Annotated in this window: 26 protein-coding genes; 19 read left to right on the forward strand and 7 right to left on the reverse strand. The window is 64.6% G+C overall.

Annotated elements, in window-relative coordinates; all coding sequences use genetic code 11:
• Positions 1-10: 10 nt before the first annotated feature.
• The 16 genes from trpS to V8J83_RS14200 all read left to right on the forward strand — a co-directional run bounded on the left by trpS (position 11) and on the right by V8J83_RS14200 (position 14691).
• Entirely contained in the window at positions 11-1036 is a 1026-nt protein-coding gene (gene trpS / locus V8J83_RS14125) for a tryptophan--tRNA ligase (protein WP_339987069.1), read from the forward strand.
• 90 nt (positions 1037-1126) lie between these two features.
• Entirely contained in the window at positions 1127-1636 is a 510-nt protein-coding gene (locus V8J83_RS14130; protein ID WP_339987070.1) for a VOC family protein, read from the forward strand.
• A 124-nt stretch (positions 1637-1760) separates the two neighbouring features.
• The gene (locus V8J83_RS14135) at positions 1761-1979 is read left to right on the forward strand and encodes a hypothetical protein (protein WP_339987071.1); all 219 of its coding nucleotides are present in this window, start codon (positions 1761-1763) and stop codon (positions 1977-1979) included.
• A 42-nt stretch (positions 1980-2021) separates the two neighbouring features.
• The gene (locus V8J83_RS14140) at positions 2022-2888 is read left to right on the forward strand and encodes a branched-chain amino acid aminotransferase (protein WP_339987072.1); all 867 of its coding nucleotides are present in this window, start codon (positions 2022-2024) and stop codon (positions 2886-2888) included.
• A gap of 321 nt (positions 2889-3209) precedes the next feature.
• Positions 3210-3665, forward strand: coding sequence for a universal stress protein (locus tag V8J83_RS14145; RefSeq protein ID WP_339987073.1), 456 nt, complete (start codon positions 3210-3212; stop codon positions 3663-3665).
• Between the two features lie 82 nt (positions 3666-3747).
• The gene (locus V8J83_RS14150; RefSeq protein ID WP_339987074.1) at positions 3748-5376 is read left to right on the forward strand and encodes an FAD-dependent oxidoreductase; all 1629 of its coding nucleotides are present in this window, start codon (positions 3748-3750) and stop codon (positions 5374-5376) included.
• A 79-nt stretch (positions 5377-5455) separates the two neighbouring features.
• Positions 5456-6019 (forward strand): NifU family protein, encoded by a 564-nt coding sequence (locus tag V8J83_RS14155; RefSeq protein WP_339987075.1) that lies wholly within the window; start codon positions 5456-5458, stop codon positions 6017-6019.
• 89 nt (positions 6020-6108) lie between these two features.
• Positions 6109-6759, forward strand: a complete 651-nt coding sequence (gene tsaB / locus V8J83_RS14160) for a tRNA (adenosine(37)-N6)-threonylcarbamoyltransferase complex dimerization subunit type 1 TsaB (protein WP_339987076.1) — start codon at positions 6109-6111, stop codon at positions 6757-6759.
• A gap of 8 nt (positions 6760-6767) precedes the next feature.
• Positions 6768-7196, forward strand: coding sequence for a GNAT family N-acetyltransferase (locus V8J83_RS14165; RefSeq protein WP_339987077.1), 429 nt, complete (start codon positions 6768-6770; stop codon positions 7194-7196).
• Between the two features lie 166 nt (positions 7197-7362).
• Positions 7363-8358 (forward strand): BMP family lipoprotein, encoded by a 996-nt coding sequence (locus V8J83_RS14170; protein ID WP_339987078.1) that lies wholly within the window; start codon positions 7363-7365, stop codon positions 8356-8358.
• 87 nt (positions 8359-8445) lie between these two features.
• Positions 8446-9984 (forward strand): ABC transporter ATP-binding protein, encoded by a 1539-nt coding sequence (locus V8J83_RS14175; protein WP_339987079.1) that lies wholly within the window; start codon positions 8446-8448, stop codon positions 9982-9984.
• A gap of 3 nt (positions 9985-9987) precedes the next feature.
• Positions 9988-11079, forward strand: coding sequence for an ABC transporter permease (locus V8J83_RS14180; protein WP_339987080.1), 1092 nt, complete (start codon positions 9988-9990; stop codon positions 11077-11079).
• Positions 11076-11714: a LysE family translocator gene (locus V8J83_RS14185; RefSeq protein WP_339987081.1), complete on the forward strand. Its 639-nt coding sequence runs from the start codon at positions 11076-11078 to the stop codon at positions 11712-11714. Before V8J83_RS14180 ends, V8J83_RS14185 begins: the two co-directional genes overlap by 4 nt.
• Before the next feature lie 4 nt (positions 11715-11718).
• Positions 11719-12894: an ABC transporter permease gene (locus V8J83_RS14190; protein ID WP_339987082.1), complete on the forward strand. Its 1176-nt coding sequence runs from the start codon at positions 11719-11721 to the stop codon at positions 12892-12894.
• A 226-nt stretch (positions 12895-13120) separates the two neighbouring features.
• The gene (locus V8J83_RS14195; protein ID WP_339987083.1) at positions 13121-14038 is read left to right on the forward strand and encodes a ring-cleaving dioxygenase; all 918 of its coding nucleotides are present in this window, start codon (positions 13121-13123) and stop codon (positions 14036-14038) included.
• Complete coding sequence (locus V8J83_RS14200; protein WP_339987084.1) at positions 14035-14691, forward strand: alpha/beta hydrolase; 657 nt, start codon at positions 14035-14037, stop codon at positions 14689-14691. Before V8J83_RS14195 ends, V8J83_RS14200 begins: the two co-directional genes overlap by 4 nt.
• Before the next feature lie 179 nt (positions 14692-14870).
• Here the strand turns inward: V8J83_RS14200 and V8J83_RS14205 are convergent, their stop codons facing one another.
• The 7 genes from V8J83_RS14205 to V8J83_RS14235 form a co-directional block, all read right to left on the reverse strand.
• Positions 14871-16442 (reverse strand): polyamine aminopropyltransferase, encoded by a 1572-nt coding sequence (locus tag V8J83_RS14205; protein ID WP_339987085.1) that lies wholly within the window; start codon positions 16440-16442, stop codon positions 14871-14873.
• Positions 16439-16657 carry a DUF350 domain-containing protein gene (locus V8J83_RS14210; protein WP_339987086.1) on the reverse strand — a complete coding sequence of 73 codons (219 nt, stop codon included), beginning with the start codon at positions 16655-16657 and terminating at the stop codon, positions 16439-16441. The genes V8J83_RS14205 and V8J83_RS14210 overlap by 4 nt, the downstream gene beginning before the upstream one ends.
• Before the next feature lie 30 nt (positions 16658-16687).
• Complete coding sequence (locus tag V8J83_RS14215) at positions 16688-16870, reverse strand: hypothetical protein (RefSeq protein WP_339987087.1); 183 nt, start codon at positions 16868-16870, stop codon at positions 16688-16690.
• A 1-nt stretch (position 16871) separates the two neighbouring features.
• Entirely contained in the window at positions 16872-18155 is a 1284-nt protein-coding gene (locus V8J83_RS14220; protein WP_339987088.1) for a DUF4178 domain-containing protein, read from the reverse strand.
• The gene (locus V8J83_RS14225; protein ID WP_339987089.1) at positions 18152-18787 is read right to left on the reverse strand and encodes a DUF4178 domain-containing protein; all 636 of its coding nucleotides are present in this window, start codon (positions 18785-18787) and stop codon (positions 18152-18154) included. The genes V8J83_RS14220 and V8J83_RS14225 overlap by 4 nt, the downstream gene beginning before the upstream one ends.
• Before the next feature lie 96 nt (positions 18788-18883).
• Positions 18884-19420 carry a flavodoxin domain-containing protein gene (locus V8J83_RS14230; RefSeq protein ID WP_339987090.1) on the reverse strand — a complete coding sequence of 179 codons (537 nt, stop codon included), beginning with the start codon at positions 19418-19420 and terminating at the stop codon, positions 18884-18886.
• A gap of 129 nt (positions 19421-19549) precedes the next feature.
• A complete protein-coding gene (locus tag V8J83_RS14235) occupies positions 19550-20923 on the reverse strand; it encodes an aspartate aminotransferase family protein (protein WP_339987092.1) in 1374 nt (457 codons plus the stop codon).
• Positions 20924-21096: 173 nt separating this feature from the next.
• Here V8J83_RS14235 and V8J83_RS14240 point away from each other — a divergent pair, with 173 nt between their 5' ends.
• The 3 genes from V8J83_RS14240 (at position 21097) to V8J83_RS14250 (ending at position 24381) form a co-directional block, all read left to right on the forward strand.
• Complete coding sequence (locus V8J83_RS14240) at positions 21097-22275, forward strand: M24 family metallopeptidase (protein ID WP_339987093.1); 1179 nt, start codon at positions 21097-21099, stop codon at positions 22273-22275.
• Between the two features lie 222 nt (positions 22276-22497).
• A complete protein-coding gene (locus tag V8J83_RS14245; RefSeq protein ID WP_339987094.1) occupies positions 22498-22797 on the forward strand; it encodes a hypothetical protein in 300 nt (99 codons plus the stop codon).
• Between the two features lie 39 nt (positions 22798-22836).
• Complete coding sequence (locus V8J83_RS14250; protein ID WP_339987095.1) at positions 22837-24381, forward strand: ATP-dependent DNA helicase; 1545 nt, start codon at positions 22837-22839, stop codon at positions 24379-24381.
• The last annotated feature ends 60 nt before the right edge of the window (positions 24382-24441 follow it).

Here is a 24441-nt window from a genome sequence, read left to right on the forward strand (position 1 = left end):
GGACAGACACATGGCTCAGACCCAATTCACCCAACGCGTGTTTTCCGGCATCCAGCCGTCCGGCGGGCTGACCCTTGGCAATTACCTCGGCGCCATCAAACGCTTCGTCGACATGCAGGACGAAGGCTCGTTCCAGACGGTCTATTGCATGGTCGATCTGCACGCGATCACCGCCAAGCTCCTCGACCCCGACACGCTGCGCCACAACACGCGCGAGCTTTGCGCAGGCTTCATCGCCTCCGGCATCGACCCGGAAAAATCCATCCTCATCAACCAATCCCAGGTCCCCGAACACGCGCAGCTGGGTTGGATCTTCAGCTGCATCGCTCGCATGGGCTGGATGGAGCGGATGACCCAGTACAAGGATAAATCCGGCAAGAACGCCGAAGCCGCCTCGCTTGGCCTGCTGGCCTATCCCGCGCTCATGGCTGCCGATATCCTGCTCTATCACGCAACCCACGTGCCAGTTGGCGACGACCAGAAGCAGCACCTGGAACTGACGCGCGATATCGCCGCGAAGTTCAACCACGATTACGGCGTCGATTTCTTTCCCATCACCGAGCCCGTCATTGAAGGCGCGGCCACCCGCGTGATGAACCTGCAAGATGGCACCAAGAAGATGTCGAAATCCGATCCCTCGGATAAGACCCGCATCAACATGACCGACGACGCCGACACGATCGCCAAGAAGATCCGCAAGGCCAAGACCGATCCCGACCCGCTGCCCGACAATACCGATGCGCTCACAGATCGCCCCGATGCGCGCAATCTGGTGAACATCTACGCCGCTTTGGGTGACATCACGCCGCAAGCCGTGCTCGATCAACATGCGGGCGCGCTCTTCGGCCATTTCAAGGTGGCGCTTTCCGACGTCGCCGTCGACAAACTCGCCCCCATCTCCTCCGAGATGAGCCGCCTGATGGACGACCCCGCCGAGATCGACCGCATCCTGCGCCGCGGCGCGGACCGCGCGCGGGAAATCTCCGTTCCGATCCTGGAAAAGACCTACGACATCGTCGGAATGCTGCGCAGCTAAGGCGGCGCACACGCACCCTGCGCACACGTCCATTGCGTTGGGGCCGCCCGCCCATCATCCTTGGCGCACACCAACACCACGGAGCCCCCCATGACCTATACAGCCCCGCCCGGCACCCATGTCGGACACGTCCACCTGCGCGTCGCGGACCTCGACCGCGCCATCGCGTTCTACCAAGGCGTCCTGGGCTTTGAACTGCGCGTGAAATACGGCAACTCCGCCGCCTTTCTGGGCGCAGACGGCTATCACCACCACATCGGCCTGAACACCTGGGACAGCCTCGGCGCGACCCCGCCGCCCGCAGGCCACACGGGCCTCTACCACGCCGCGTTCCTCTACCCGGATCGACGCGGCCTCGTCGACGTCATCAAACGCGTCACCGCGGCGGGGATTCCCTTTGACGGCGCCGCCCACCACGGCGTCAGCACCGCGGTCTATCTGCGCGATCCGGACGAAAACGGCGTGGAATTGTACTACGACCTCCCGAAATCCGACTGGCCCAGGGACGCCGAAGGCAACCTGACCATGGTCAATAACCGTTTTTCAGTGGACGAGTATGTCTCTGAAACAGAAGCGTTAATCGCATCCGGCGCTGTCTGAGCGGGCCCCTGTTTGTGCACAAATGCACAAATCTTACCGGATTGTTAACTTTACATTCATATTTTTGCCCTTATGTTTCGGTACACTTCATACATCGAAAAAAAACCAGTACGGGGGGAACTGTATGACCAGTCGTCTCACCAACCGGTCGGATACGCCGACCGCAGCTCTACCTGACCGCTCGTCTGAGCGGAAAATCATCACTCAGACCTCTGGCCGCGTAAAAACGGCCGGTACCGCGCGGTCGAAACATCTCTCGACCCGCACTGAACCGCGCACGGCCCAGGTCGACAGCGGTATGATGGACTATCAGCAAGGCTTCACCTCTGGACCTTCCATGTGACCTCGCACTACCCTCCCCCTCACCAATAGGGGGGAGGGCACGATGGCCAACGGCACCAACATCAAAACCTATTTTGACGGCGCCTGGCATGATGCGGATGTTCCGGTCATGCGCGCCGCCGACCATGCGACCTTCCAGGGCACGACCTGCTTCGACGGGGCCCGCTATGTGAATGGTCTGGCCCCCGATCTGCGCGCCCATTGCGACCGCGTCGTGCGCTCGGCCAAGGCCCTGTCGCTGCACCCCGGCCTCACCGGTGCCGAGATCTTCGATATCGTCTGGGAGGGGCTCAAGCGCTACCCCAAGGACACGCCCGTCTACATCCGCCCCAACTTCTTCGGCATCGACGGCGGCGCTTATGGCATTGTCCCGGCGGAGTCCGAGGCGGGCTTTTTCATCTGCCTCGAAGAGGTCCCTATCGGCGCGCCCGATGCGGCCTCCACCCTGACCACGACGCGCTTTCACCGTCCCATCCTCAACACCGCCGTGCTCGACGCGAAGGCGGGCTGCCTCTACCCCAACAACGCCCGGATGCTGATGGAAGCCCGCTCCAAGGGCTACGACAATGCGCTTGTGACTGACGCCTTGGGCAACGTCGCCGAAACCGCCACCGCCAACATATTCATGGTCCGCGATGGCGAGGTGTTCACGCCGATCCCCAATGGCACCTTCCTCAACGGCATCACCCGCCAGAGGCACATGAAGAACCTGCGCGACGACGGCCATACCGTGACCGAAACCGTCCTCGGCTACGACGATTTCCGCGCCGCCGATGAGGTCTTCATGACCGGCAACCTCAACAAAGTCACCCCGGTGCTGGAATTTGACGGCACCCACTATCAACACGGCCCCGTCACCAAACGCGCGCGCGCGCTGTATTGGGATTGGGCGGCGTCCTCCGCCGCCTGACCCACCCGGCGCAGATTCTTGACAAGATGAAAGCGGCTTTATCATTTTAATTCAATGACTTGACCCCATTGTACACGCGTGCACAAGGGGGTCAATTTCCGCGCCCAACCCTGTAAACACGCCCCCGCGCCGGCTTCCTTGTTTCTGAAATACTCCGGGGGAGACGCCAACGGCGTCGGGGGCAGCGCCCCCGCACAACAGGAAACGGGCAGCGCCCCCGAACAACAAGGAAACCGGCAGCCCCCCGTTACCCAAATATCCCCGCTGGACAGACCCGCCCCCCTCCGTCATCCTCCCCGACCGGAGAGAGGGCCCAATCCAATGCGCACATTTCTTGTCATTCTCGATGACACCCGCGAATGCCTCAACGCCATGCGGTTCGCCGCCATGCGCGCCCATAACACCGGCGGCGGGGTGGAGATCCTCTCGGTCATCCCTCCTGATGAATTCAACCATTGGATCGGCGTGGGTGAAGTGATGCGTGCGGAGGCCCGCGAACGGATCGAGGCGCATTTCAACGTCTTCGCCAAATGGATGCGCGACAAGCAGCAGGTCGACCCGACCCTCGTGATCCGCGAGGGCGAGCCGCTCGACGAAATCCTCAATCACATCCACGGCAACAAGGAAATCGGCGTGCTGGTCCTCGGCGCCAATTCCGGCAAGGGCGGTCCTGGCCCGCTCGTGGCATCGCTGACCAAACAGGCCGGCAACCTGCCGGTCCCGATGACGGTCGTACCGGTGGAACTGAGCAAGGATCAGCTCGAAGCGATCACCTGATCCGAGCGCCGCGGCAATACGCTGGCGCAGCAGACGGCGCGGCCCTATACCCTCGGGATCGACACTTCCGGAGGCCGTGCCCATGCCCAAACCCCGCATCGTGATCCTCGGCGGTGGCTTCGGTGGCCTCTACACCGCCCGCGCCCTGCGGCGCACCCTCAAAGACAGTGCCGAGATCGAGCTGATCACCGCCGAGAACTACTTCGTGTTCCAACCGCTCCTGCCCGAGGTCGGCGCCGGCTCCGTCACGCCGATCCACGCCACATCCCCCTTCCGCTTCCTCCTCAAGGGCGTCACGATCCGCAAGGCGCTGATCGACAACGTCGATTTCGCCGCCAAGATCGTAACGGTCTTTCAAGGCGTCCAACGCCGCCCGACCGAGATCGCCTACGACCACCTTGTGGTCGCCCTGGGCCAAACCGTCGACCTGTCCCGCACCCCCGGCCTACAGGATCACGCGCTGACCATGAAAGGGCTCGAAGATGCCCGCCGCCTGCGCGCCCATGTGATCGAGCGGCTGGAGCATGCCGACATCACCAACCTGCCCGAGGTCAAGCGCGGTGCGCTCACCTTCACCGTCATCGGCGGCGGCTTTTCGGGGATCGAAACGGTGGGCGAAATGGCCGAACTCATCGACCGCTCGCTGAAATATTACCCCAACGTGTCCCGGGACGAGATCCGCATCATCGTGCTTGAATTCGCCGATAAAATCCTTGCAGAAATGCCCGAAAAGCTCGCCAATTACGCCGCCGCGCAACTCAAGGCCCGCGGGATCGAGATCCGCCTCAACAACGGTATCACCGCGGCCACCGGCACGCAGATCACCACAACGACCGGCGACGTGATCGACTGCCGCACCGTGGTGGCCACCATCGGCAACGCGCCTGCGCCGGTCGTCGCGCGTATGGATCTGCCGCTGCAACACGGGCGCATCGCGGTCGATCGTGACCTGTCCGTAGCAGCGCACCACAATGTCTGGTCGCTTGGCGATTGCGCCCTGATCCCGATGAAGGACAACGCAACCGAGCGCGCCGATTTCGCCCCGCCAACCGCCCAATTCGCGGTGCGCGAGGCCTCACAACTGGCCGCCAACATCGCCCGCTCGATCCGGGGCGAACAGCTCAAACCGTTCGAATACACATCCAAAGGCGCAATGGCCTCGCTCGGCGGGCGACGCGGTATCGCGGATGTCATGGGCATCCGCCTGACCGGGTTTCTCGCGTGGTTGCTGTGGCGCGCGTATTACGTGGCTTTCCTGCCGGGCTTCCCCGCCAAGGTCTGGGTGCTGAGCCATTGGGTGCTCGACTGGGTGACGCCGCGCAGCCTGGTGAACCTCAACTCCCACACGCCGCCCGCCGCGCACCACATCCACTACCGTGCGGGCGACCGTATATACGAAACCGGAAACCGCGCCGATGGTCTATACACCGTCATCAAGGGGGCCGTGGAACTGCGCCGCGACAATGACGATGCGCCACAAACCCGCCGTGTGAACCCCGGCGATCACTTCGGCGAGCGCATGGTCTTTGGCGCCACCCGCCGCCTCGCCACCGCCCGCGCGTTGGAGGACACGACCGTGCTCGTGCTCGACCGGGCGCACTTTCTCAAGCTTTACGAAGGGCTGCCGCCGTTCCGAGATTATTTTGATCAGCATCTGGCCCGCGAAGGGCTCGATTGGCCGCTGGATCACCGCGAACGCCCGGATGGATAGTTTAGAACCATTCCAACTGCCTTGACTCGGAGCCATACCAACCGCATATCTGACCTAACCAGTAAGGAATGGGATCCGCATGTTTATCCAGACCGAAGCCACACCAAATCCCGCGACGCTCAAGTTCCTGCCCGGCCAGACCGTGCTCGAAGCCGGGACCGCCGATTTCCCAAGCGCCGACACGGCCGACAAATCCCCGCTGGCGACTCGCATCTTTGCGGTGGACGGCACGACAGGCGTGTTCTTCGGCACCGATTTCATCACCGTGACCAAGGCCGACGCGGTCGAGTGGGACCATATCAAACCCGCGATCCTCGGCGCGATCATGGAACATTTCCAATCCGGCGCGCCCGTCATGGACGGTGAGGCGCAAGCCACCGGCGGCCACGCCGAACACACCGGGGAAGACGGCGAAATCGTCGGTCAGATCAAGACGCTGCTCGACACACGCGTGCGCCCCGCAGTGGCCCAGGACGGCGGTGACATCACGTTCCACGGCTTCGACCGCGGCGTCGTCTACCTGCACATGCAAGGCGCCTGCGCGGGGTGCCCGTCCTCGACATTGACACTCAAAATGGGCATCGAGAACCTGCTGCGCCACTACATCCCCGAAGTGGTCGAAGTGCGCCCTGTCGCCGTCTGACACCACACTTGCGATGAACTGGACGCGCGCAGTGGCCTGCGCCCCGCGCGCCTCTTGCTCCGCCGCGCGCGACACACTACCCCCTGCCCATGATCCTCGCCTTCGACACCTCCGGCCCTTGGGTGCGCACGGCCCTGCTGCGCGGGGATGACCTTCTGACCGGCCGGGACATCGCCATGGCCAAGGGGCAGGTCGAGCACCTCATGCCCCTGATCGAAGACACACTTGCAGAGGCGCGCGCAAAGCTCACCGACCTTGTCGCGATCGGCGTCGGCACCGGGCCGGGCAACTTCACCGGCATCCGCATCTCCGTGTCCGCCGGGCGCGGGCTTGCCTTGGCGCTTGGCATCCCGGCAATCGGGGTGACGAGCTTCGACGCGCTTTATGGAAACCGGATGACCACGCTGTCTGCCCTGGTCGCCTTGCCCGCGCCAAAAGATACATTCTACATCCAACGCCTCGGCCCGAAGGCGTCCGCCCCCTTGATGATCCGCGAAGCCGAGGCGGCGGCCCTTGTGCCGTCGGGGCCGGTCGACCTCTTGGTGACGCCTGCGGGTAACGATATCCCCGATTGGCTCCGCGCTTTGGGCCGGAATTGGAGCGTCGCGCCCCCGATGGCCCCCGCCATCGCCCGCATCACCGCCACCCGCATGGGCCAGCCGCACCCGCGCCCCGCCCCGCTCTATATCAAGCCCGCCGATGCGGCCCCGAGCCGCGAGGCCGGGCCAACGATGCTGTGACGCGCGCCGTGACCTTGGCCGAAACCCTCGCCGCCCTCCACGCCGCCAGCTTTCCGCGCGGCTGGACTGCCGCGGAATTCGATGCCCTGCTCGCCAATCCGTCCTACAAGATCCTTCCCACTGAACACGGCTTCGCCCTGTTGCAAATCCTCCCCCCGGAGGCCGAGCTGATCTCCATCTCGATCCTGCCCGCCCACCGTGGCCACGGCCATGGCCGCGCCTTGCTGAGCCAAGCGCTTGACGCTGCTCAATCCGCCGGGATCACCTCCGTCTTCCTCGATGTAGAGGCCACGAACACCGCCGCCATCGCCCTCTACCACGCCGCAGGCTTCACCGAATTCGGCCGCCGCGCGGGCTATTATGCCGCGACCGACGGCACGTCCTCCGACGCGATCCAGATGCGGCTTCACCTCCCTGCCCAATCCTCGGGCAAATGACCCGGATCTAGGCAATGACGCCCCGTCAAGCGCCAGAAACCGGTTGACCCTCCCGGCCCGCTTTGCCCTTATTCACCGCAAGGATTCCATCGCCAAGGCGAGGTTTCTGCTTCGGGGACAGGCCGGATCACGCGCCCAAACCCCAGAACCAACCGGGAGACCACAAATGACATCCATGAAATCGCTTCTTGGCGCCGCCGCCGTTCTTGCCATGTCCGCCGCGGGCGCTCTGGCCGACGGCCCGGCCATCATCTTCGACCTGGGCGGCAAGTTCGACCGTTCGTTCAACGAATCCGCCTTCAACGGCGCCGAGCGTTGGGCCGAAGAAACCGGCGGCACCTACCGCGAGATCGAGCTTCAGAACGACGCGCAGCGTGAACAGGCCATGCGCCGCCTCGCCGAAGCGGGCTCCAACCCCATCGTCATGGCGGGCTTCAGCCAGGCCTCCGCGCTCGAAGTCGTGGCCCCTGATTACCCCGACACCACCTTCGTGATCATCGACGGTGTCGTGGACGCGCCCAACGTGCAATCGATCATCTTCTCCGAGCACGAGGGCTCCTACCTTGTCGGCATGATGGCGGGCATGGCGTCCGAGACGGGCACCGTTTCGTTCGTGGGCGGCATGGATATCCCGCTGATCTCGCGCTTCGCCTGCGGCTATGCCCAGGGCGCGGTTGCGGCCAACCCCGACGCCACCGTCATCGCCAACATGACCGGCACCACCCCCGCCGCATGGAACGACCCCGTGCGCGGTGGTGAGCTGACCCGCGGTCAGATCGGTCAAGGCTCGGACGTTGTGTTCGCGGCTGCCGGTGGCACCGGCCTTGGCGTTCTGCAAACCGCCGCCGACGAGGGCATCCTGTCCATCGGCGTGGACGCCAACCAGAACTACCTGCACCCCGGCATGGTCCTGACCTCGATGGTCAAGCGCGTGGATGTGGCCGTCTATGACAGCTTCTCCGCCGACAGCATCGAAGCCGGTATCTTCGTCTACGGCCTCGCCGAAGACGGCGTCGGCTACGCGATGGACGAGTTCAACATGGAGTTGGTGACCGAAGACATGATCGCCGCCGTGGACGCCGCGCGCGAACAGATCATCGCAGGCGAGCTGGCCGTGCACAACTTCACCGATGATGGCTCCTGCCCGGTGGACATGCAGTAAGGCCCTGCCCTTGCCGTAGCGAAACAGACGGGCCGCGCCTTATTTCGAAGGCGCGGCCCGCTCCATATCCACCCAGAGACCGCGCCCATGACAACCCCAGCCATCGAACTCAAAGGCATCTCTAAAGCGTTCGGCCCGGTGCAGGCCAACAAGGACATCTCCCTGTCCGTCGCCAAAGGCGCCATCCACGGCATCGTGGGCGAAAACGGCGCGGGCAAGTCGACGCTGATGTCGATCCTCTACGGCTTCTACAAGGCCGACGCGGGCGAGATCTGGATCAATGGTCAACAAACCTCCATCCCCGACAGCCAGGCCGCGATCCGCGCCGGCATCGGCATGGTTCACCAGCACTTCAAACTGGTCGAGAATTTCACCGTCGTCGAGAATGTCATTCTCGGTGCCGAAGACGGCGCTTTGATCCGGCCCTCCGTCGCCAAGGCCCGCAAGCTCCTGATCGAGCTGGAAAAGGAATACGGCCTCGAAGTGGACCCCGACGCCGTGATCGAAGACCTGTCCGTCGGCCATCAGCAGCGCGTCGAGATCCTCAAACAGCTCTACCGACAGGCCGATATCCTGATCCTGGACGAGCCCACCGGCGTGCTCACCCCGTCCGAGGCCGATCAGTTGTTCCGCATTCTCGGGCGGCTCAAGGACGAAGGCAAAACCATCATCCTGATCACCCATAAACTGCGCGAAATCATGGACATCACCGATACCGTCTCGGTGATGCGGCGCGGTGAGATGACCGCCACCGTGAAAACCGCCGACACGTCGCCGGCGCAGATCGCAGAACTGATGGTGGGCCGCAAAGTGCTGCTGCAGGTCGACAAAACCCCCGCCACACCCGGCGATATCGTCCTCGACGTCCAGAACCTGCGCGTTGTCGATCCCACCGGCGTCGAACGCGTCAAGTCCATCTCGTTCCAGATCCGCGCGGGCGAAATCCTCGGCATCGCGGGCGTCGCTGGCAACGGGCAGACCGAACTGCTCGAAGTGCTTGGCGGCATGATCCCGGCCACCTCCGGCACCGTGACCTTGCACGGCGAACAAATCGACCTCACGGGCCGCGAAAGCGATGGCCAGTCGCGCCGCGCGCGTGGCATCGGCCACGTCCCCGAAGATCGGCAGGTCGAAGGCCTGATTATGCCCTATGAAGCCTGGGAAAACGTGGCCTTCGGCTATCACCACGATGCGAAATACCAATCCGGGCCGCTGATGAACAACGCCGCCATCAAGGCCGATTGCGCCGAAAAGATGGAGCGCTACGACGTGCGCCCCCCAAATCCGCGCCTGCCCGCGCGCAATTTCTCCGGCGGCAACCAGCAAAAGATCGTCGTCGCCCGCGAGATGGACCGCCAGCCTGAGCTTCTGCTGATCGGGCAGCCCACCCGCGGTGTCGACATCGGCGCGATCGAATTCATCCACAAGCAGATCATCGGCTTGCGCGACGCGGGCAAGGCGGTGCTTCTGGTGTCGGTGGAACTTGACGAAATCATGGGCCTGTCGGACCGCATCGCCGTCATGTTCGACGGCGTCATCTCCGGCGAACGCCTGCCGTCCGAGACCAACGAAGGCGATCTTGGCCTGCTGATGGCGGGCCTCGATGAAACCCGGGGGGCCGCGTGAACCATGGATAAGATGCCGAAATGGGCCGATGTCCTTCTGATCCCGCTGATCTCTGTGGTGCTGGCCCTGATCGTGTCCGGGGCCGTCGTGGCGCTCATCGGTGAAAACCCGTTCCGCGCCATGCAGATCATGGTCAACGGCGCCTTCGGCTCGGCCTATGGCTGGGGCTACACGCTGTTCTACACCACCAATTTCATCTTCACCGGCCTCGCCGTCGCCATCGCCTTCCATGCGCGGCTTTTCAATATCGGCGGCGAGGGGCAGGCCTATGTCGCAGGCATCGGCGCGGCCATCGCCTGCCTCCTGATCCCCTGGCCGCATTGGTCCCTCGCGCTGCTGGCCACAACGATCCTTACCGCGCTCTTCGGGGCCGCCTGGGCCGCGATCCCCGCCTATCTGCAGGCCAAACGCGGCAGCCATATCGTGATCACCACGATAATGTTCAACTTCATCGCCGCCTCGCTGATGATCTACGTACTCAACAACATCTTCACGATCCCCGGCTCGGCCGAAACCGCCTCCGTCCGCTTTCCCGATGCCACGCATCTGCCCAACGCGGGCGACTTCGCGGGCTTTCTCGGCTTTCGCACATCAACCCCCCTCAACGTCAGCTTCTTCATCGCCCTGCTCGCCGCCTTCGGCCTGTGGCTCCTGATCTGGCGCACGCGTCTGGGCTATGAAATCCGCGCGTTCGGCCATTCCGAAACCGCGGCCGTTTACGCTGGCATCAGCCCGGTCAAGATCACCATGGTCGCCATGCTCATCTCGGGCGCTCTGGCCGGGATGATGGCGATCAACGCGGTGCAGGGCGAAAGCGAACAACTCCGCCTCGATTTCGTCGCGGGCGCGGGCTTTGTCGGCATCGCCGTGGCGCTCATGGGCCGCTCGCACCCGCTTGGCGTCTGCCTTGCCGCGCTGCTGTTCGGCATGCTCTACCAGGGCGGCGCAGAGCTTGCGTTCGAGATGCCCGCCGTCTCCCGCGAGATGATCCTCGTCATCCAGGCCCTCGTGATCCTGTTCACCGGCGCGCTCGACAACATGGTCCGCATGCCCATCGAACGGCTGTTTCTGTCCCTGCGCCGGGGGGAATCATGATCGACACGCTCCTACCCTTCCTGCCCGCCTTTGCCGTCGCCTGGGGCATCCTTTTTGTCGGTGCCTCCTCGCCCGGCCCCGCCGTGGCGATGCTCATGGGCCTATCGCTGGGGCAGGGCCGCACGCCCGCTCTGATCGCCTGCGCGGGCATCGCGCTCGGTTCCGCCACGATCAACGTGCTCACGATCCTCGGCGTCGGCCTCATCCTAAGCCAAGCCGCCTGGGCCATGATGGCGCTGAAATTCGCTGGCTCTGCCTACCTCGCCTACCTGGCCTATGGCGCGTTCAAAAAGGCCATCCACCCGCCCTCCATCGCCGCCCAAACCGTCGCCCGCCAATCCACGCCCGCGCTCTTTGCCAAGGGCTATCTTCTGCAGGTGACCAACCCCAAGGCCATTGCCTTCTGGCTCGCGATCGCCGCCGTCGGCGCCACGGCCAATGCGCCGCTTTGGATCCTCGCGCTCTTCGTGATCTCCTGCGCCGCGCTCAGCTTCGCCTGCCACGCCGCCTGGGCCCTTGCATTGTCGGCCACTCCCGTTCGCGCGGCCTATATCCGCATGCGTGCCTATGTCGAAGGGGCGCTTGGCGCGTTCTTCGCCTTCGCCGCGTTCAAACTCGCCACGTCGAGGATCTGAGCCCATGGATTTCATGACCATCCTGCAACTCTCCGACAGCTCGCTGCGCCTCGCGACACCGTTGCTGCTGGCCTGTCTGGCGGGGCTCTTTTCCGAACGTGCGGGCATTTTCGACATCGGGCTCGAAGGCAAGATGCTCGCCGCCGCCTTCTTCTCCGCGGCCTTCGCTTTCACCTCCGGCAGCGTGCTTGTGGGGCTGATGGTCGGCATACTCGCCTCCGTCCTGCTCAGCCTCCTGCACGGCGTCGCCTCCATCACCTTTCGCGGCAACCAACTGATCTCCGGCGTTGCAATCAATTTCCTCGCCGCCGGTCTCACCGTCGTCATTGCACAGACGTGGTTCAGTCAGGGCGGCCGCACCCCCGCCCTCACCGGCGACGCCCGGTTTTCCGAAATTGTGCTGCCCGGCGCCGCCTCGCGCATCCGCGACATCGCCCAACAAGAGCCGATGGGACAGATCTATTCCGAACTGATCTCGGGCCATTCCATCCTTGTCTACATCGCGCTTCTGATCGTGCCGCTGACCTGGTGGGTGCTCTATCGCACCCGCTTCGGCCTGCGCCTGCGCGCCGTGGGCGAAAACCCCGCCGCCGTCGACACCGCCGGGATCTCGGTCGTCGGCATGCGCTACGCCGCCGTTGTGATCTGCGGCGTGCTGTGCGGCCTTGCAGGCGCGTATCTCGCCACCGGCCTTTCCGCAGGCTTCGTGAAGGACATGAGCGCGGGCCGTGGCTTTATCGCGCTCGCCGCCCTGATCTTCGCCAAATGGCGCCCGTGGGAAGCCCTCGGCGCCTGCCTGCTCTTCGGGTTCCTCGACGCCGTCGGCAACCGGTTCCAGAACATCGAACTGCTGACCTTCCTCAGCCTCGCCTTCCTCTTCGTCGTGCTGATTGGGGGCATCATGCTGATCCTGCGCCTGATTGCGCTCCTGCGCGGCACCGGCGATGCACGCGCCCTCGCTCCCCCCGCCATCACGCTGATCGTCGGGCTTGTCTTCGCCATCGGGCTGCCATCGCTCGACCCCACACAAAGCCTCGCCGCCACGCTCAACGCCATCGTGCTGCCGGTGCAATTCATGCAAGCCCTGCCCTACATCCTGACGGTCGTGATCCTTGCAGGCTTCGTCGGCCGCGCCATCCCGCCCCGCGCCGGTGGCGAGCCCTACGTCAAGGAACGCTGACAACAGCGCCGCTCCCCGCGCCCCCTCCGCGCCTTGCACCCGCGCGCCGCTCATCACCGGGGGCGCGCGGCCCTTCTTTGCTTTCCAAATATCTCCGCCGGAGGCGATGCCACGCACAAACGCACATCCCCCGTGCGCTCCCTCGCCTTTTCGCACAGGGACAAACAAGCCATCTCTCTGCCCACAAACCGGGGGTATCCCCATCCCAAAGCAGGAGAGACCAAAAATGTCCCTGACCATCCCCGGCCTGCACCACGTGACCGCCATTTCCGGTCCCGCCCAGGCCAACGTCGATTTCTTCACCGGCATCCTGAAACAGCGCCTCGTCAAGAAAACCGTCAACTTCGACGCGCCCGACACCTACCACCTCTACTACGGTAACAAAGCCGCCGAACCGGGCACGATCCTGACCTTCTTCCCCTTTGCGGATGCCGGCCCCGGTCGCGCAGGCGCTGGCATGGCTGCGGCCTATGCCTATGCCGTGCCGCAGGGCAAATTCGACGGCTGGATGGATGAGCTGGCCGAAAACGCCGTCGATTTCCACGGCCCGAAGGACCGCTTTGGCGCGCGCGTGATCGTGCTCCGCGACCCGGACGGCGCGCCCGTCGAACTGGTAGAGACCGACCGCACCACCGACGCCCCGCTCGACGGCTTCCACTCCGTCACGCTCTGGGAAGATGACATCGCCCCCACCGCCCGCCTGATCACCGATCATTTCGGCTGGGAAGAACTCGGGCACGAGCGCCAAAACGGCACCGAACGCCTCCGCCTGCGCGCACCCGGCAACAACCGCGGCGCCGTCGTCGATATCCTGCGCTCCGACGACCCCTCGATCGGCCGACAGGGCGCGGGCACCATCCACCACGTGGCCTTCCGCGCCCGCGACGATGCCGAACAACTCGAATGGCAAGAAAAACTGCAAACCGCGGGCTTCGACGTGACCAATGTCCGCGACCGGCAATATTTCAACGCCATCTATTTCCGTGAACCCGGCGGCGTGCTCTTTGAAATTGCCACCGATCCCCCCGGCTTCGCCGCCGACGAAGACCCCGCTCACCTCGGCGAAGCCCTCAAACTGCCCCCGCAATACGAGGGCATCCGAGACAAGTTGGAGCGAGTCCTCCCGCCTCTCAAAGTCGCATGAAACCCGCCGATCCGGCGCCCGTCACCACGGCGGGCGCAGCACCGGACCGGGCGCGTTTCGGCCTCGTCCTATTGCATGGCCGCGGCGGCGCGGCCAAAGATATCCTCTCGCTCGGCACCGCTCTCGGTCTGCCCGATCTCGCCCTTGCAGCCCCGCAAGCCCCGGGCCAGAGCTGGTGGCCGACATCCTTCCTCGCCCCCACCGCCACGATGGCGCCGCACGTCGAATCCGGCCTCCATGCCATCGACGCCGCCATCGCCGCCCTGAACCTCTCCCGTGCCCAGATCGCCATCGCGGGCTTCTCCCAAGGCGGCTGCCTCGCCCTTGAATACGCCGCCCGCCGTGGCGACCTGATGGCCGCCTTCGGCCTCTCCGCCGGTCTCGTCGGCACCTCCGACGCCGGTGGCCCCGCCACCGATGCGCTCTACGGCCACGCCCCCAAACGCTTCGACTACACCACGGACCTTGCGGCCATGCCGATCCACATCTCCGTCCACGAACGCGACCCCCACATCCCGCTCACCCGCGTCCAGCAAAGCGCAGAAACCTTCTGCGCCTTGGGCGCCAATGCCACGCTCGTCACGGCCCCCGGCGCAGGCCATGGCATCCTGCAAGACGACGTCACCGCCCTGCGCAGGGTCCTGAACCGCTAAGGGTGCGCCCTGCCGTCCCCGCCGGGCGCACCCAACCCTTCCACTGGTGCAAAATACCTCCCGGGGGAGTCGCGGCATGCGACGGGGGGCTGGAAGCCCCCCACCCCCGAGCCCAAAGCGTGGCACACGCGACGGCGAGACAAAAAGAATGCGGCGCAGCCGCTCCGTTAAATCACGCCCTACCGGAACCAGAAATCCCAGCCGCGCTGATAGGCGGCCACCAAGGGATGGCCCTGGATCGTGTTGACCGGCACCGCACCGACGGGCAGTTGATCCTGCCCGAACGCCCGCGCCGCGTCCCAGACTTCTGCGTTGAGAAACCGCAAACCCTCCGGCAAATCCGGCACGCGGCCCTCGTTGGGCACGCCGGGCCCGGCCATCACAAACCCCCAATTCCCGAAACTGGGCAGGTAAATCTGATAGGGCAGCGTCTCCAACCCCGCCCCCGGCGCGCCCGGATTTCGGGTCGCGGCCAACGTGGCTTCCGTGATCCAGAACGCCTCTGGCGCGAAGGTCGGCGATCCCGCCTGCGTCACCAACAGGCCAACGCCGGAAAGCCGCTCCATCACCATCGCGTAGAATTCCACGGAATAAAGCTTGCTCAACGCGATGCTTTTCGGGTCCGGCAAATCGGCGATGATCACATCGAACACCGCATCCCCGTGCCCCTCCGCCGCCCAGACCCAGGCGTCCGTATTCACCACCTCGACCCGCTCATCCAATAACGCCCCGTCGTTCAACGCCACCAGATCCGGATTCGTCGCAAACACCTCCGTCACCCTCGGGTCCAGATCGACCAAAACAACCCGCTCAACCCCCTCATGGCGCAGCACTTCGCGCACCGCCATCCCATCACCACCGCCCAGAACCAGCACGCGGCGCACATCCGGCACCAGCCCCAGCGCCGGGTGCACCAACGCCTCGTGGTAGCGATGCTCGTCAAGGCTGTCGAACTGGATCGCATGGTCAAGGAACAGCCGATACCGCTCGTCGAACCGCGTGATCACGATGCTCTGGTAGCTCGTCGTCTCCGAGAAAATCACCTCATCCTGGAACAGCCGCGCATCGACCGCCGACACCATCCGCTCACTCATCGCAAATGCGAACAGCGCAGCGAGAAGGAACCCGCCCCACGCCAGCCACATGCCGCGCCCGAACCGGTCGCGAAACACATAAAGCGACACCCCCGCCACCAAGAGGTTCAGCGTGCCAAAGGCAACCGATGCCGACATCAGCGGCAGGTTCGGCACGATCAGGAGCGGAAACGCAAGGCTTGCCGCCAACGCGCCGATGTAATCCGCCGTCAGGACATTCTCGAACCGGAAGTCGGCCGCGCCGATCTCCTTCATCACCCGGCTGATCAACGGGATTTCCATCCCCGACAGCACCCCGATCGCGATCAATCCGCCGTAAAGCGGCAAGCCCACCGCGCCGTAAATCGCGTAGGCGAAGAACAACACCGGCCCGAGCGCGCCGCCGATCACTCCCAGCGCGATCTGCGCGCGCACGAACCCGCCCAACGCATCGCCCACGAACCGCGACGCCCAGGCGCCCACGCCCATCGCGCTCAGGAACACACCGATCACAAAGGAAAACTGGCGGATCGAATCTCCCAGCAGATAGCTCGATATCGTGGCCGCGATCAGCTCATAGATCAGCCCCGCCACCGCCACCACGAACGTCGCCGCCAAGAGCCACGCGACCTTGGGGGTCAGCTCCGGCTTGGAGGCCGGCGCATCGGGCAGGCTCAAGACAGGATGACTGCCGCGATGATGATCGACATCGACAGGAAGACCGACCCGATCAGGACCGCCAGCGAGGTGTTCTGATCCTCCTCGATCTCCTTGATGATCGGGAACGGCGTCAGAATGTCGATCACCTTGTAGGCGGCGTAGAGCAACACCATGCCCACAAAGCTGTAAAACAGCATCGAGACGAATTCGCTCAGAATGATACCTTCAAACATGCGCAGTTGCTCCTATTCCAGAAGGGCTGATTATTTGATCCGGCCGAAGAAAGCGAACCCGCCGCTTCCGCCGCCCGACGATCCCGTGCGGATCGATTGCGTTGAGGCGGCCAGGTCGCGGCTTTCGCGCCCCACGCCATAGTAACTGAGGTAGCTGGCCCCCAAAAGCGCCACGACCGCGCCGCCGATGATGATCAGTCGAATGGGCGTCATCTCAATCCTCGTCCGTCCAGTCCGACCCGGCAAAGCGGCGCTTGTCGTGCATCGCTTCACGGCCCGCCACCAACAGCCATCCCAGGCCCGCGATCCCGGTCAGCACGAACAACCAAAACGCCGTCGGCTTGCCCTCGCTCACCCGCACGCCCAATGTGAAACTCTCCGCCGCGTTGCCCCCTTCGGCCCGCTCCAGCCTCAGCCGATGTGGCCCCGCCGTCTCGGGGCGGAACCGGAACGCGGCATTGCGCGACCCCTCGGTCCAACTTCCGTCGCTGTCGCGGCCGGAATAGAACGAAATCGCCCGTTGCGCCGCCACCACCGGCGCGCCATCGGGCCCCAGCACTTCGACCGCAAAGACACCCCACGCGTTCTGCAAATTGCTCTCCAACCGCACGCGGGTAAGCTGGCTCGGGTTGGTCACTTCAAATTGGAAACTCTCGGGCAATTGGCTCAGCGTCATGCGCGGCGTCTCAAGCACCGTGCGCCCCGCCATCGTCATGAACACCAACCCCAGCACAAGCGCGGCCAGCGCCGTTCCCGCCAGCACCCGGCGCAGCAGGCCCTCTTCCGCCATCGGCGTATACGGCTCCAGCGGATGCCGCTCGGCCCGGCCCAGGGCGCCCGGGTCAAACCCCATCTCGCGCGCCACCGCAGCACGGTCCAGCAGCCGGGTGATCTCGACCTCCCGCTCCCGCGACGACCGCACCAGGCTCAGCATCGCATCCGGCCCCAATAGGCTCACCACATGCTTCTTCTCGCCCAGTTTCGGCACCCAGTTGAACTCACCTTCCATGAATTCGATCTGCGTCACCGAGGTCTCGTAATACTTGTAATTCGCCCCACCGTATTGCCGCCGCGGCGGCGTCTCGGACCGCTCCACCGTCGCCGGGCTCAACCAATGACCCATGTTGAAATCGCGCACCTTCCGCGTGAACGTCACATGCCCGTTTTCGACGTTCAGCCACAGATACCCGTGGGTGGGCGAAAACACCTGATGCTCGACCCATCGCCAGGTCCGACCGGCATAGCGCTCGATGATGCCCAGCGTGCCGATGACCGTGAAATCGACGCCCTGGTATTTGAACGTCATCCCGATGGTGATCGGGCTTGCCGGGTGATCGCGCTTCCCGATGCTGTCGAGAACCTTGTAATTGTCCTGGCTGTCCAGGATCGCGCCGCAATAGCCGCAGACATGGCTCTGCACCCGCCCGCCGCCCAGAACCGACAGGCCCGCACCGCATTGCGTGCAATTGATCGAGCGCAGCCCATGGGTCGCCGTCATGCCACCCGGCTCCCGTCCAACCGCTTGATTTTCAACGTGAACGGATCAAGCCATTCCCCGTCGCTCCAGCCATAGCCGCCTTGCCAGAACTCCCCCGAAAGGATCTGCCCCGATGGCCCCGACGCATTGATGAAATAATGCTCATCGCCCACCTGGATCACCTCGGGAAACTCCCCGCGCACCGCGATGCACCGCGCCGTGTCGCCCTCGGTCACGGTGTATTCGAGCCCGCGATGGATAATGGCGTGACCCACCGCCGGCGGATCGGCCCGCTTCGGCCTGTCGTCGCCGTGGAGCGGGTATTGCACCGCCACATCGCCCTCATCGACCGACACCCACGCCCCCGCGCCGCGGTCATTCTCGACCCAGAACTCGTCCCAGGTCCCGCGTCCGTAATCGTAGCGCGCATGCCCCACCACATCGCAGCTCTGCCCGCCGATGATCACAGTGTCGCCAAGGCCCAGAAGCGTCGGATAATCGTGCATCTCGCCATTGTTCCCGATCGGGTTGAGCGCCGCACCATCGCGAAACAGCGTCGTGTCGCACGACGGGCAATCGAACATCCGGGTGGATTTCCGAAGATTGTCAAAACCATAGCCGCAGTTTGGGCACGTGACATGAGTGACTGGCATCTCTTGCGCTGGTCCGAAATAGGGCGTCGTTTCAATCACCGGACCCTAGCCGCAACGCGGTCGACAGGTAAAGGGGCATGCGCCCGTCCAACGGTCTCAAGCCGGTGCCGCGCACGCCTCCAGAAACGCCGAAACCTTCGCGCGCACCGCATCATAATCGGTGAAGTCATGCTCCGATTGCGACATGTCCACATCCCGACCGCGCAGCACGACATGCCGAACCACCATCATGGCAAAGTAATCGTATTTTTCCGTCCGCACTGCGCCGCCGACCAGCATCTCCTCGCTCGGGGTCAGCCCGGTGCGCATCTTCATCTCCAGAAGGTAATCCTCGGCCTCGCTCCGACCTTCCGGGAACGCAGCGTTCAGGCTGACCGACAACATCAATGTCGGGCGGTCCGCCAGGTCCGCTTTGTGCGCCGCAACCAGCGCCTCGAACCGGGCCGGATGGCGGCGTTGATGAACCGATGCGGCCAGGATCACGGCGTCCGCGTGATCGAGATCCGGAAGATCGGTCGCGGCCGCATCGACCAGATGTGCCGCGTGCCCGGCTTTGCGCACCTGATCCGCTATCAATCGTGCGATCCGTCCGGTTAGGCCTTCGACTGTATCGAAAAGGATCAGTATCTTCATGGTGACCTCCCTCGCCACGACGTCCAAGTCCCGAGGGGGCATCCGTTAAGTCGCACGCTCCCCAGGCCCAGCCGCCATGACAATCCTAGCCAAGCACGCGCAAAGCGTCGTTGCGCTACATCAAATGCGTCATCGACCCAGGATCTCGTCCACCGATGCGCGCGTCGCCGAAACCACTGTGTCAGCCTCCGCCCGGCTCAGGCACAGCGGCGGCGAAAATCCGAGAATGTCGGCCTGCGGCATCGCCCGCGCGATCACACCGCGCCGGCCCATCGCCGCCACGATCTGCGGCACGATCTTGTCGCCCGGATCGAACCCCTCCCGCGTGCCCGGCGTCTTGACCAGCTCCACCGCCGTCAACATGCCCGCGCCGCGCACGTCGCCCAGATGCGGATGGTCCGCCATCGCCTCTCCCATCGCCTGCGTCAGGTACGGGCCGACCTCGCCCGCATTGCGCACCAGATCCAGCGCATCGAGCAGCTTCAAATTCGCCACCCCCGCCGCCGCTCCGATGGGATGCGCCGAATAGGTCCATCCATGACCCATCGGCCCGTTCTCGTCCGTGCCGCGTGCCAGAACCTCCCACACCCGGTCATGCACGATGGACCCCGAAAGCGGCGCATAGGCGCTCGTCAAACCTTTGGCGATGGTGATGAAATCCGGTTCGATCCCATAAACTGGCGATCCGAACATCGACCCCAAGCGCCCGAAGCCCGTGATCACTTCATCGACCACCAACAGGATATCATGGCGTTTCAAAACGGCCTGAATGGCGGGCCAATACCCCTCCGGCGGCGGCACGATCCCGCCCGTGCCCATCACCGGCTCCGCCACGAAGGCGGCAATGGTGTCGGCCCCTTCCTGCGCGATCAGCGCCTCAAGATCGGCCACGCATTGCGCCACGAACGCCGCCTCGTCCTGGCTCTGGTCGGCGCGCTGGAAATAATACGGCGCCGTGGTGTGGCGCACCATGTCGAACGGCAGATCGAACTTGCGATGGAACAGGCTCAGACCCGTCAACGACCCGCTCATCAACCCCGATCCATGATACCCCCGCCACCGCGAAATGATCTTCTTCTTCTCGGGCCGCCCGAGGATGTTGTTGTAATACCAGATCAGCTTGATGTTGGTCTCATTCGCGTCCGAGCCACCCTGCCCGAAATAGACCCGGTTGAAGCCCTCCGGCGCGCGGTCCGCGACCATCTTGGCCAGCGTCACCGACGCCTCCGTGCCATGCCCGACATAGGAATGGTAATAGGCCAGCTCACGCGCCTGCGCGGCGATGGCCTCCGCGACTTCCTGCCGCCCGTAGCCGATATTGACGCAAAACAGACCCGCGAACGCATCCAGCAGGCGATTGCCGTCCCGGTCGGTGATATGACAGCCCTCCGCGCTCTGGATGATCCGACCCGGCGCCTCGCCCCGCGCATGCTGGCCCAGATGCGTGGACGGATGGAAAAAGTGGTCCCGGTCCCATTTGTCGAGTTGGTCGTTGGTCAGCATCGTGAAAGCCCTCCGCTTGGCGCACTCCACCCCCATGCTACCACCACGCCACCATTGCGCAAGGCACCCGGCCGCAGCGCGCCCCGAACCGCCTGTGTTGGCACAGCGCCGACAAATCTTCTGGACCCCGCCCGCCGCCTCCGCCACCCTCCCGCCAACGAGGAGCCCGCCCCATGCCCGACCGCATCCCCAATTTCTCCGCCGCGGAATACGCCCAGCGCCTCGCCAAAACGCGCACCGCCATGCACGACGCACACGTGGAATGGCTCATCGTCACCGATCCGTCCAACATGGCCTGGCTCACCGGATATGACGGCTGGTCCTTCTACGTCCACCAGGCGGTCGTGATCCCGCCCGACGGACTGCCGCTGTGGTGGGGCCGCGCGATGGACGGGCGCGGCGCGCTCCGGACCGTCTACATGCCCGACGATCACGTCGTGGGCTATGATGACACCTATGTGCAGAACCCCGAAAAACACCCCCATGAAACGCTGGCCGAGCTGATCCGGCAGCGCGGCGGTTCGGGCACGCGCATCGGCGTAGAGCTTGACAATTACTACTATTCCGCCGCCGCCCACCAAACTCTCCTGCAACACCTCCCCGACACGCAATTCATCGACACCACCGGTCTCGTGAACTGGCAACGCGCCGTGAAATCGCCCGCCGAAATCGCCCGCATGCGCAAGGCCGCGGCCATCGTCGAAGCGATGCACCACCGCATCCTGGAGGTCGCCGAGCCGGGCCTGCCCAAACACCACCTCGTCGCGGAAATCCTCGCCACCGCGACCCGTGGCACCGATGACGCATGGGGCGACTACCCCGCCATCGTGCCCCTCACGCCCTCGGGGCTCGACGCCACCGCCCCCCACCTGACGTGGGACGACGCCCCGATGAAAACCGGCGAGGCCACGTTTTTCGAAATCGCCGGCGTGTTCCGCCGCTACCATTGCCCGCAATCGCGCACGCTGTTTCTGGGCGCCATGCCTCCCCACTTTGCCGCGGCCGAAAAGGCCGTGCTTGAAGCCACCCACCACGCCCTCGAACAGGCCCGCCCGGGCAACACCTGCGAGGATGTCGCCAATGCCTTCAACGGCACCCTCAACCGGCTCGGCTTCGAGAAAGACAGCCGCACAGGCTACGCCATCGGCCTCAGCTATCCGCCCGATTGGGGCGAACGGACGATGTCCTTCCGGCGCGGCGACACCACCGTGCTTGAACCCGGCATGACCTTCCATTTCATGCCCGCCCTCTGGCTTGATGACGGCGGCATCGAGATCACCGAACCCATCCTCATTACCGAGACCGGGCACGACTGTCTCTCCACCCTGCCGCGCGAAGTCTTCGTCAAATGACGCGCCCGGCGCCGCCCACCCCTGCCGGGCGCCGCTTCGCAGCCGGATTTCCAATCGCGGTGATCGCTTAACCATTTATATCGAATTGTCTGTTTCCAGGCCCGCGCTTGCCCGGTGCGACGCCGCGCGCTACCCGGCGTGTGACGTCGATGAAACCGACCTCGCGGGAAAATCCCGGTCATTTCCCTTTCCAAAGTCGAAGGCGGCAAAGACCGATACCCGATGGATCATGAAATTCTTCTCGAAACCGTGCTCAGCGCCGTCATGGACAGCACGCCGGAACCCCTCGCCCTGCTCGCGCGGCTGCGCAAATCGGCACCCGACGCGCGCCTCACGGCCCTGATCCGCGCGCTCCTGTCCGCCGATCAGGTGATCTCCGAAACCTTCAACGGCTCCAGCCCGGGCCGCGCAGATGCGATCCTTGCCCGGTCCATGGCCCTCACCCTGGCCGAAGCCGGCGACGAGGTCGAAGCCGAGACCCGGCCCGGCGCGCCCCTGCGGCTCTCCGATTTGTCGATCTGACGCCTCGCATGTCGCGGGCGGGGGCGATAGGCTCCGCCCATGACTGCCACCGCTCCGGCCAATGCCGCCCCCACCTACTCCGATGATCAGGCCGCCGCCCACGACCGCGTGGCCGAAGTGCTGCGCGATATGGGCGTTGATATCGACGACGATACCCTCACCCCGGCCTCCGAAGGGCAAGGCGCGGTGCTGGCCATCACCGGCAAGGCGGGGTCCGGCAAAACCCTCCTGCTGGCGGAAATCGTCAAGGCGCTGCAACGCACCGGTGTCGATCTGATTTCCGGCGATTGGGAGGGCAAGCGCCGCAAGGACCGCCGCACCGTCGCCGTCCTCGCGCCCACCAACAAGGCCGCCTCCGTGCTGCGCGGCCGCGGCGTGCCCGCCACCACGATCCACCGCATCCTCTACACGCCCGTCTACGATCCCGAATTCGAGAAGGTCGCCGAATGGATGGCCGGTCAGGGCGAGCGCCCGGTGATCGAGGCGCTGACCGATGCCGCGCTCGACCGCGCCAAGGAGGTCTACGACACCACCAAATCCGTGCCCGCCGCCCTGGCCTCTGCGGGTCTGCGCGGGTCTGATTTCATCACCGGCTGGAAGCGCCGCGAAGACGCACTCGATATCGGGCTGGTCGACGAATCCTCCATGCTCGATGACAAGCAATATCAGGATCTGAAGGAAATCTTCCCCGTCCTGATCCTGTTCGGCGACCCGGCGCAACTTGCCCCCGTGGGTCAATCCGGCGAGATGGTCTTCGACAAGTTCAAAGGGCCCAACCTGATGCATCTGGGCCGCGTGCACCGACAGGATGCCGACAATCCGATCCTCGATCTGGCCCATGCGCTCGGCGACCCGGCGCTGGAATTTTCCGACTTCGAGCGCATGATCACCGAGGCCGCCGCAAGCGATGACCGCGTGCAGGTCGCGGGTGCCGTCAATTCCGACATGATGGCCCGCTCTCCGGTGCTGGTCTGGCGCAACGCCACGCGCATCCGCCTGATCTCGGCCTTCCGCTCCGCCCATGGCGCGGCCGATGATGAGCTTTTGCCCGGCGAGCCGCTGATTTGCGACGGGATCGAGCTGCCCCTGAAGCACCGCAAGAAGCGCATCGACCTCGAAGCCCGCGGCCTGATCAAGGGCGCGCCGGTCATCTATCTTGGCCCCGGCAACCGCCCCGGCTTTTCACGCCTGCATGTGATCGGCGCTGAAACCCCGCGCTTCTCCGCCGCCTCCATCGTCAAGATCGAAAAGCCGGATGAGGATGAACCGTTCATCCCCTACGCCGCCCGGATGGGCGCGGCGTTTCTGCATGGGGCCGCCGTGACAACCCACAAGGCACAGGGCTCGCAATGGCCCGCCGTGCAGGTCTTCGCCCCCGATCTCTATGCCGCCTCCCGCGCCGGGCGGATGGAGGCGGGCCAGGCCCTTTGGAAACGGCTCGCCTATGTCGCCATCACCCGCGCCGAAGAGCGCCTGATCTGGGTGACGCGCTACCGGCTGTCGCGCCCGACCATTGTGCTCGGCATTGATGATCTAGAGGTCAAGGCCGCCCCCCTTGAACTCGACAGCCCGCCCGAGGATTAGACTGCCGCGCACACATGTCCGATGCGTTACGAAAAAACGACAAAAGAACTACAGAAAAAT

Origin of the sequence: Gymnodinialimonas ulvae (assembly GCF_037543845.1) — a bacterium.
In the GTDB taxonomy this organism is placed as follows: Bacteria; Pseudomonadota; Alphaproteobacteria; order Rhodobacterales; family Rhodobacteraceae; genus Gymnodinialimonas; species Gymnodinialimonas ulvae.

Bases quoted from the DNA above. Each gene is read 5' to 3' on its own strand.
- trpS (WP_339987069.1), top strand. From the start codon at position 11: ATGGCTCAGACCCAATTCACCCAACGCGTGTTTTCCGGCATCCAGCCG.
- V8J83_RS14130 (WP_339987070.1), top strand. From the start codon at position 1,127: ATGACCTATACAGCCCCGCCCGGCACCCATGTCGGACACGTCCACCTG.
- V8J83_RS14135 (WP_339987071.1), top strand. From the start codon at position 1,761: ATGACCAGTCGTCTCACCAACCGGTCGGATACGCCGACCGCAGCTCTA.
- V8J83_RS14140 (WP_339987072.1), top strand. From the start codon at position 2,022: ATGGCCAACGGCACCAACATCAAAACCTATTTTGACGGCGCCTGGCAT.
- V8J83_RS14145 (WP_339987073.1), top strand. From the start codon at position 3,210: ATGCGCACATTTCTTGTCATTCTCGATGACACCCGCGAATGCCTCAAC.
- V8J83_RS14150 (WP_339987074.1), top strand. From the start codon at position 3,748: ATGCCCAAACCCCGCATCGTGATCCTCGGCGGTGGCTTCGGTGGCCTC.
- V8J83_RS14155 (WP_339987075.1), top strand. From the start codon at position 5,456: ATGTTTATCCAGACCGAAGCCACACCAAATCCCGCGACGCTCAAGTTC.
- tsaB (WP_339987076.1), top strand. From the start codon at position 6,109: ATGATCCTCGCCTTCGACACCTCCGGCCCTTGGGTGCGCACGGCCCTG.
- V8J83_RS14170 (WP_339987078.1), top strand. From the start codon at position 7,363: ATGACATCCATGAAATCGCTTCTTGGCGCCGCCGCCGTTCTTGCCATG.
- V8J83_RS14175 (WP_339987079.1), top strand. From the start codon at position 8,446: ATGACAACCCCAGCCATCGAACTCAAAGGCATCTCTAAAGCGTTCGGC.
- V8J83_RS14180 (WP_339987080.1), top strand. From the start codon at position 9,988: ATGGATAAGATGCCGAAATGGGCCGATGTCCTTCTGATCCCGCTGATC.
- V8J83_RS14185 (WP_339987081.1), top strand. From the start codon at position 11,076: ATGATCGACACGCTCCTACCCTTCCTGCCCGCCTTTGCCGTCGCCTGG.
- V8J83_RS14190 (WP_339987082.1), top strand. From the start codon at position 11,719: ATGGATTTCATGACCATCCTGCAACTCTCCGACAGCTCGCTGCGCCTC.
- V8J83_RS14195 (WP_339987083.1), top strand. From the start codon at position 13,121: ATGTCCCTGACCATCCCCGGCCTGCACCACGTGACCGCCATTTCCGGT.
- V8J83_RS14200 (WP_339987084.1), top strand. From the start codon at position 14,035: ATGAAACCCGCCGATCCGGCGCCCGTCACCACGGCGGGCGCAGCACCG.
- V8J83_RS14210 (WP_339987086.1), bottom strand. From the start codon at position 16,657: ATGTTTGAAGGTATCATTCTGAGCGAATTCGTCTCGATGCTGTTTTAC.
- V8J83_RS14215 (WP_339987087.1), bottom strand. From the start codon at position 16,870: ATGACGCCCATTCGACTGATCATCATCGGCGGCGCGGTCGTGGCGCTT.
- V8J83_RS14220 (WP_339987088.1), bottom strand. From the start codon at position 18,155: ATGACGGCGACCCATGGGCTGCGCTCGATCAATTGCACGCAATGCGGT.
- V8J83_RS14225 (WP_339987089.1), bottom strand. From the start codon at position 18,787: ATGCCAGTCACTCATGTCACGTGCCCAAACTGCGGCTATGGTTTTGAC.
- V8J83_RS14230 (WP_339987090.1), bottom strand. From the start codon at position 19,420: ATGAAGATACTGATCCTTTTCGATACAGTCGAAGGCCTAACCGGACGG.
- V8J83_RS14235 (WP_339987092.1), bottom strand. From the start codon at position 20,923: ATGCTGACCAACGACCAACTCGACAAATGGGACCGGGACCACTTTTTC.
- V8J83_RS14240 (WP_339987093.1), top strand. From the start codon at position 21,097: ATGCCCGACCGCATCCCCAATTTCTCCGCCGCGGAATACGCCCAGCGC.
- V8J83_RS14245 (WP_339987094.1), top strand. From the start codon at position 22,498: ATGGATCATGAAATTCTTCTCGAAACCGTGCTCAGCGCCGTCATGGAC.
- V8J83_RS14250 (WP_339987095.1), top strand. From the start codon at position 22,837: ATGACTGCCACCGCTCCGGCCAATGCCGCCCCCACCTACTCCGATGAT.